Annotated in this window: 8 protein-coding genes; 4 read left to right on the forward strand and 4 right to left on the reverse strand. The window is 64.8% G+C overall.

Annotated elements, in window-relative coordinates; genetic code table 11:
• Nucleotides 1-77: 77 nt before the first annotated feature.
• Complete coding sequence (locus SE92_RS05640) at nt 78-629, reverse strand: ubiquinol-cytochrome C chaperone family protein (RefSeq protein ID WP_063194845.1); 552 nt, start codon at nt 627-629, stop codon at nt 78-80.
• A 98-nt stretch (nt 630-727) separates the two neighbouring features.
• On the opposite strand from SE92_RS05640, the gene SE92_RS05645 reads away from it, so the two are divergent.
• From SE92_RS05645 to SE92_RS05660, 4 genes are all read left to right on the forward strand, one after another.
• Nucleotides 728-1,213 carry an outer membrane protein assembly factor BamE gene (locus SE92_RS05645; RefSeq protein WP_063194846.1) on the forward strand — a complete coding sequence of 162 codons (486 nt, stop codon included), beginning with the start codon at nt 728-730 and terminating at the stop codon, nt 1,211-1,213.
• 108 nt (nt 1,214-1,321) lie between these two features.
• Complete coding sequence (locus tag SE92_RS05650; protein WP_063203361.1) at nt 1,322-2,323, forward strand: Bug family tripartite tricarboxylate transporter substrate binding protein; 1,002 nt, start codon at nt 1,322-1,324, stop codon at nt 2,321-2,323.
• Between the two features lie 183 nt (nt 2,324-2,506).
• Nucleotides 2,507-2,935 (forward strand): MerR family transcriptional regulator, encoded by a 429-nt coding sequence (locus tag SE92_RS05655; protein ID WP_063194847.1) that lies wholly within the window; start codon nt 2,507-2,509, stop codon nt 2,933-2,935.
• Nucleotides 2,874-3,290, forward strand: a complete 417-nt coding sequence (locus SE92_RS05660) for a carboxymuconolactone decarboxylase family protein (RefSeq protein ID WP_157095842.1) — start codon at nt 2,874-2,876, stop codon at nt 3,288-3,290. The genes SE92_RS05655 and SE92_RS05660 overlap by 62 nt, the downstream gene beginning before the upstream one ends.
• 46 nt (nt 3,291-3,336) lie before the next feature.
• Here SE92_RS05660 and SE92_RS36505 read toward each other — a convergent pair whose 3' ends face one another.
• The 3 genes from SE92_RS36505 to thiL all read right to left on the reverse strand — a co-directional run.
• Complete coding sequence (locus SE92_RS36505; protein WP_008129438.1) at nt 3,337-3,492, reverse strand: hypothetical protein; 156 nt, start codon at nt 3,490-3,492, stop codon at nt 3,337-3,339.
• A gap of 102 nt (nt 3,493-3,594) precedes the next feature.
• A complete protein-coding gene (locus tag SE92_RS05665) occupies nt 3,595-5,715 on the reverse strand; it encodes a sodium-translocating pyrophosphatase (RefSeq protein WP_063194849.1) in 2,121 nt (706 codons plus the stop codon).
• Between the two features lie 234 nt (nt 5,716-5,949).
• Nucleotides 5,950-6,822: thiamine-phosphate kinase (thiL, locus tag SE92_RS05670; RefSeq protein WP_063194850.1), on the reverse strand; the 873-nt coding region annotated here is incomplete at its 5' end.

The following is a 6,822-nucleotide window of genomic DNA, read 5'->3' on the forward strand; positions in this document are numbered from 1 at the left end:
CAGGCCGGTGTCGGGGATCTGCGCGACGATGACGGGGGACCGCCAGGGATCGGGCCTGGATTCGGTATTCGGTCGGCTCATGGCGTGACATCCTTGGGCGTAGCTGGCGGAAACCTGAAGGAGGCGCGCAGCAGCGCAGCCTCTTCAGTCCGGCCGAGATCGGCCTCACTGGCCCGGGCATAGGCCGCGAGCCTCTGCGCCTGGTCCAGGCCGGTCCCGTTCAAGATATTCTTGCAGATCGCCTCTGCCAGTGCCGTGCCGCCGGCCTCCATGGCCAGGTCATAGGCCTGAACCCGGCCGTAAAACGCCTCGCCGAACTCGCGCATCCGCTTCGGCACGGTCTGGTCGCCCACCCCCATCTCGCGCAGATTGTCGTCCATATCCTCGCAGAATCGGTCGAACAGCGCCTGGGACAGCTCCGTGGCGCTTTGAACCGTGCGCAGGCGGCGCAGCAGCAGCCACAGATGCAGCAGCAACAGGTCGAAACGCCCGTTAACCGTATCGGGCACGCCCAAGTCGCGGTAAAATATGGGTTCTCGCGCCTGCGTCACGATCATGCCATAGATGGCTTCAATGGTGCCCGCCGGGGTTAGCCGGGGTTTCCTGAAGTGATTGAACGGCCAAAGCATTGTGGTTTCCGCAAGCGGGCGCGCGCGAGTTGCATTCAGACGCCCTGCCCGGTACTTCAGCGCCTCGCGCGACGCAAGGGGACGGAATCAGTTCCGCTATGACCACAACGATCCAGACCAGCCTGCGCGCTGACAAGCGGCGCGGCCTTCATGCACGCTGGCGGGCCTTCCGCATGCTCGCGGCCGTCACCTTGATCGGCGCGGCGCTCGCGGGTTGCACCGGCGAGCAGTTCCAGAAGGGTTATATCCTGCCGCCCGGCGCGCTGGAGCAGATCCCGATCGGCGCGAGCCAGGACCAGGTGCTGATCGTGATGGGCACCCCCTCGACGGTCGCGACCCTCGACGGTGAAGTGTTCTACTATATCTCGCAGCGCTCGGAGCGCATGGTCGCCTTCATGAACCAGAAGGTGGTCGACCAGCGCGTCATCGCGATCTATTTCGACAAGAACCGGCGCGTGCGCCGGCTGGCGAATTACGGCTTGCAGGACGGCAAGATCTTCGACTTCATCAGCCGCACCACGCCGACGTCGGGCCAGGAGATGAGCTATCTCACGCCGCTGTTCAAGCTGCTGAGCTTTAACTGAGCCTTCAGCCTGCGGCGTCGTGCCGCCGCAGGCGACTTGCCGTGACGCACCGGGTTCCCTACGCTCCCTGCAAAATAAAAGCTGGGAGTGGATTCGTTGTCCAAGAAAATTCAGAACACCTTGTTGTCCCGCCGTCGCGTGCTCGCCGGTGCTGCCGGTCTTTCGGCCGCGGCGATCCTGCCGCGATCGAGCCTTGCGGACTGGAAGCCCACCGAGACCGTTCGCCTGGTCGTGCCGGCCGCGGCCGGCGGTTCGACCGACGTGATGGGCCGGCTGCTGGCCGCGCATCTGCAAACCGCCTGGGGCCAGTCGGCCGTCGTGGAAAACCGCTCGGGCGGCGGCGGCACCATCGGCACCGCCGAGGTGGTGCGCGCCAAGCCTGATGGCCATACCATCCTGATCGGCAATCCCGGTCCGAACGCGATCGCCTACAGCATCTTCAAGAATCTCACCTACAAGCCGGACCAGCTTCAGCCGGTCTCCAACATGATCCGGATCCCGAACATCGTGTCGGCGCATCCGAAGACCGGCATCAAGTCGATCGCCGAGCTGATCACATACCTGAAGGCCAATCCGGACAAGCTCAGCTACGCCTCCTCCGGCGTCGGCCAGAGCCCTCACCTCACCGGCGCCTGGTTCCTGCAGCTCACCGGGCTGAAGATGACCCACATTCCGTTCCGCGGCGCAGGTCCCGCGCTTCAGGCCGCGCTCGCCGGCGACATCCAGATCCTGTTCGACAATCTCTATCCGAGCCTGCCGCAGGTGCAGAACGGCACCCTCACCGGCCTGTGCGTCACCACCACCGACCGCAGCGAGCTCGCGCCGAACCTGCCGACCATGCGCGAGAGCGCGCCGGAGCTGGCGAGTTTCGACGTCTCGTCCTGGTTCTCGGTTTTCCTGCCGAAGGGCGTCTCGCCCGAGGTGCTGAACGCGCTCAATCTCCAGGTCAAGGCGATGCTGGAGCGCGACGACATCAAGAAGCAGATCGCCGCCATGGGCGCCCGCGCCGACTACGGCACGCCCGAGCAGTTCGCCGCCTTCGTGGATACCGAGACGAAGAAATTCGCCGGCATCATTCAGAAGGAAGGGCTGCAGATGGACGTGCAGTAGAGGCACGCTCAAGCCTGTAGGGCGGATTACCGCAGAGTAATCCGCCGATTGCATCGGCAAACAAGATGGCGGATTACGCTTCGCGAATCCGCCCTACGCAGTTCGCTGGCCGGACCAGAATGTCTCTTGACTTAGAGCGCGCTCAAACTCGTAGTTTGCGTGCGTCGTGATGAGAGACAGGGCATGAAGATCGGCGAACTCGCCAAGCGTTCAGGACTGACGGCCCATACGATCCGCTACTACGAGCGGATCGGACTGTTGCCTTACGCCGACCGGGATCGATCCAGCCGACGTGACTACGATCCTTCGATCCTTGTCTGGATCGAGTTTCTCGGCCGCCTGAAGACGACGGGTATGCCGATCCGGGACATGCTGCTTTACGCGGAGCTCCGGGATCGCGGCAGCGGCACCGAGGCCGAACGGCGCGCACTGCTGGAGCGGCATCGCGAAAGCGTACGGGCCCGCGTCGACGAGCTCAATGCCTGCCTTCTCGTCCTCGACACCAAGATCGGCGGCTATGCCGAAACGGAACAGAGGATGAAGGATTATGATGCAACACTTCCCGAACGCCGGCGAAAGCCGGTTGGAGCGCGGTCGGCGCGCACTCGCTGAGATCGACGGAGAGGCCGGCCATAAGGTCGTGGCGGCGCTCGGCGACATCGCCCCGGACTTCGCCACCTATATCCTCGAATTTCCATTCGGCGACATCTACTCACGGCCCGGGCTCGACGTCCGTTCGCGCGAGATCGCCACGATCGCAGCGCTCGCGGCCATGGGGAACGCCACGCCTCAGCTCAAGGTGCACATCGAGGCGGGTCTGAATGTCGGGCTCGGCCGAGAGGAGATTGTCGAGATCCTCATGCAGATGGCCGTCTATGCCGGTTTCCCGGCGGCCCTGAACGGTCTGTTCGCAGCGAAGGATGTGTTCGCGCGGAGGACCGAGCAAGGATCGGGAGCCAAGGCGTGAGCCTTCGGCGCCGGAGTCGTGCGGCCACCTGACAAGCGCATCGCCCCTAGGACGACTTGTTGATCTTCTTGACCTTGGCATCGGTGGCCTCGATCGCCAGAGCGAGCTCCAGGATGGCCTTGGACAACAATTCGGCGGCCTCCTTCTGATCCTGCGACTTGGCAGCGCGGAGTGCATAATTCCTGGCGGACGAGAGCGACATGGATTGATCTCCGTGTTTGTTCGCAGGGAGCGAATGGGGTGCTTGCCAAGCAAAACCCCGCGGCTCGCGCCGCGGGGCTTTCTATTACCTTGTCTGCGCCGCTCAGTGCGCCAGAATCGCCAGCAGCAGCAGGGCCACGATGTTGGTGATCTTGATCATCGGATTCACCGCGGGGCCCGCCGTGTCCTTGTAGGGATCGCCGACGGTGTCGCCAGTCACGGCCGACTTGTGGGCATCAGAGCCCTTGCCGCCGAAGTGGCCGTCCTCGATGTACTTCTTGGCATTGTCCCAGGCGCCGCCGCCCGAGGTCATGGAGATCGCGACGAACAGGCCCGTCACGATTACGCCGAGCAGCATCGCGCCGACCGCGGAGAACGCCGCGGACTTGCCGGCCGCGCCGCCGCCCGCGATCAGGTAGATCACGAAGTAGACGACGATCGGCGACAGCACCGGCAGCAGCGAGGGGATGATCATCTCCTTGATCGCCGCCTTGGTCAGCAAGTCCACCGCCTTGCCATAGTCAGGCTTGTCGGTGCCCTGCATGATGCCCGGCTTCTCGCGGAACTGGCGCCGGACCTCCTCGACGATCGCGCTCGCCGCGCGGCCCACGGCCGTCATACCCATCGCGCCGAACAGGTACGGGAGCAGGCCGCCGAACAGCAGACCGACGACCACGTAGGGATTGTTCAGCGAAAAGTCCGGATTGACGCCGGCGAAGTAAGGATACTTCGCGGAGCCGGCAACGAAGTACTTGAGATCCTCGTTGTAGGCTGCGAACAGCACGAGGGCACCCAGACCGGCCGAGCCGATCGCGTAGCCCTTGGTCACCGCCTTGGTGGTGTTGCCGACCGCGTCGAGCGCGTCCGTCGATTTGCGCACCTCCTTGGGCAGGCCTGCCATCTCGGCGATGCCGCCGGCATTGTCGGTCACCGGGCCGAAGGCGTCGAGCGCGACGATCATGCCGGCCAGTGCCAACATGGTGGCGGTCGCGATCGCGATGCCGAACAGGCCGGCGAGGCTGTAGGTGACCAGGATGCCGGCGATGATCACGATCGCAGGCAGCGCGGTCGCTTCCATCGAGATGGCAAGGCCCTGGATCACGTTGGTGCCGTGGCCGGTCACCGAGGCCTGGGCGATCGACTTCACCGGACGATAGTCCGTGCCGGTGTAGTATTCGGTGATCCAGATGATCAGCGCGGTGACGACGAGACCGACCACGCCGCATTCGAACAGCGCCATGCCGGTGTAGTTGACGCCCTCGAGCTTGCCGAAGCCGATCAGGTAGTGGATCACCAGCGCAATGCCGATCAGCGACAGGACGCCGGTTGCGATCAGACCCTTGTAGAGCGCGCCCATGATCGATTGGCTGGGCCCGAGCTTGACGAAGAAGGTGCCGATGATCGAGGTGATGATGCAGATGCCGCCGATCGCGAGCGGCAGCGTCATCATGTTGGCGAGGATCGGCGTCTTGGCGAAGAAGATCGCCGCCAAGACCATGGTGGCAACCGCGGTCACCGCATAGGTCTCGAACAGGTCGGCGGCCATGCCGGCGCAGTCGCCCACGTTGTCGCCGACGTTGTCGGCGATGGTCGCGGGATTGCGCGGATCGTCCTCCGGGATTCCGGCCTCGACCTTGCCGACGAGGTCGCCGCCGACGTCCGCACCCTTGGTGAAGATGCCGCCGCCGAGACGGGCGAAGATCGAGATCAACGAGGCGCCGAAGCCGAGCGCCACCATGGCGTCGATGACGGTGCGGCTGTCAGGCGCAAGCTTCAGCGAATGCACCAGGAAGCCAAAATAGAGCGTCACGCCGAGCAGAGCGAGACCCGCCACCAGCATGCCGGTGATCGCGCCGGCCTTGAAGGCGAGCTCGAGGCCACCGGCGAGCGACGTCGTCGCGGCCTGCGCGGTGCGCACATTGGCGCGAACCGAGACGTTCATGCCGATGAAGCCGGCCGCCCCCGACAGGACCGCACCGATTAGGAAACCGATGGCGACATAGATACCGAGGAAATAGACGAGCAAGACGAAGATGACCACGCCGACGATGCCGATCGTCGTGTACTGGCGGCGCAGATAGGCCTGTGCGCCCTCAGCGACCGCGCCTGCGATCTCCTGCATGCGCGGCGACCCCGCATCCGCGCTTAATACCGAAGACGTCGCCCAAATCGCGTAGACGACGGAAAGCACTCCGCAGAGCACTATCAACCATAATGCTGTCATGTGATGTTTGCCTCAGATCCTTGATGTACCCCCGGCGCCTTTTGTTGTCCGTCGAGCGGTGCGGCGCCTTGATTTCGAACAAAGCCGCCCCTTGCCCAAAAGGGGCGGCTTCAGTCGGCCGCGAGCTTGCCAAAATCAAATTGAGGGTGCAACGCCGGATAAGGCAGAAAACGCCGATCTCGGCAGGTATTTAGGCCAAGTGCCGAGAACTAAGATGCCGGTTTGGAGCAATTCCTAGAAGTGGCTGTAGGACAGCCGCCGCAAGACCAATTCCTGGCCCTGCCCGTCCAGGAAGCGCGGCCTCTTTGTCCCTGCGACGATTGTGCCGATCACCGTGACGGGAAGGCCGGCCGCCCGCCCCGCCGCGATCAGCGCATCGACCTGTGCCGGCGGAACAGTGCACAGCACTTCGTAATCGTCGCCGCCGGCAAGCAGCGTCTCGACGCAAACGAGGTTGCCGGCGATGAGGCTTGCCGCTTCGGCCGAGAGCGGCACGCTTGCCACGTCGACCGTGGCCGAGACGGCGGAGGCCGCACAGAGCTTCACCAGGTCGCCGGCAAGCCCGTCGGAGACGTCCATCGCCGCGGTTGCATGATCGCGCACGGCCCGCGCCAGCACATTGCGCGGCTGCGGCACGCGATAACGCGAGACCAGGGCGTCCCTGGCTGCAGCATCGGACGCCAGCGCCGCGGCGGCGGCCCCGCCCGTGAGCACGTCGAGGCCGAGCGCGGCATCGCCGATCGTGCCCGTCACCAGGATGCGGTCGCCCGGTCTCGCCCCGGTCCGGCCGACCATGCGTCCCTGCGGCACGCGGCCAAAGGCGGTGATCGAGATCATCTGCGGACCCGGCGTCGAGACCGTGTCGCCGCCGAGCAGCGGACAGGCGAATTCCCTGGCGTCTTCGCCTAGCGCGTCCGCAAAGGGCCGCAGCCAGCCATCCTCCTTGCCGCGCAGCGCCAGCGTCAGCACGAAGCCGGCAGGCGTTGCGCCCTTGGCGGCGAGATCGGACAGGTTCACCCGCAGCGCCTTGCGCGCGATGGTGTCAGGGGGATCGCTGGCAAGATAGTGCACGCCCTCGACGATGGCGTCAGTGGTGACGACGATGTC

The sequence above is a fragment of the Bradyrhizobium sp. AT1 genome, assembly GCF_001590795.1.
In the GTDB taxonomy this organism is placed as follows: Bacteria; Pseudomonadota; Alphaproteobacteria; order Rhizobiales; family Xanthobacteraceae; genus Bradyrhizobium.

Excerpts from the sequence above, each read along its gene's own strand:
- SE92_RS05640 (WP_063194845.1), bottom strand. The coding sequence starts at position 629 with ATGCTTTGGCCGTTCAATCACTTCAGGAAACCCCGGCTAACCCCGGCG.
- SE92_RS05645 (WP_063194846.1), top strand. The coding sequence starts at position 728 with ATGACCACAACGATCCAGACCAGCCTGCGCGCTGACAAGCGGCGCGGC.
- SE92_RS05655 (WP_063194847.1), top strand. The coding sequence starts at position 2,507 with ATGAAGATCGGCGAACTCGCCAAGCGTTCAGGACTGACGGCCCATACG.
- SE92_RS05660 (WP_157095842.1), top strand. The coding sequence starts at position 2,874 with ATGCAACACTTCCCGAACGCCGGCGAAAGCCGGTTGGAGCGCGGTCGG.
- SE92_RS36505 (WP_008129438.1), bottom strand. The coding sequence starts at position 3,492 with ATGTCGCTCTCGTCCGCCAGGAATTATGCACTCCGCGCTGCCAAGTCG.
- SE92_RS05665 (WP_063194849.1), bottom strand. The coding sequence starts at position 5,715 with ATGACAGCATTATGGTTGATAGTGCTCTGCGGAGTGCTTTCCGTCGTC.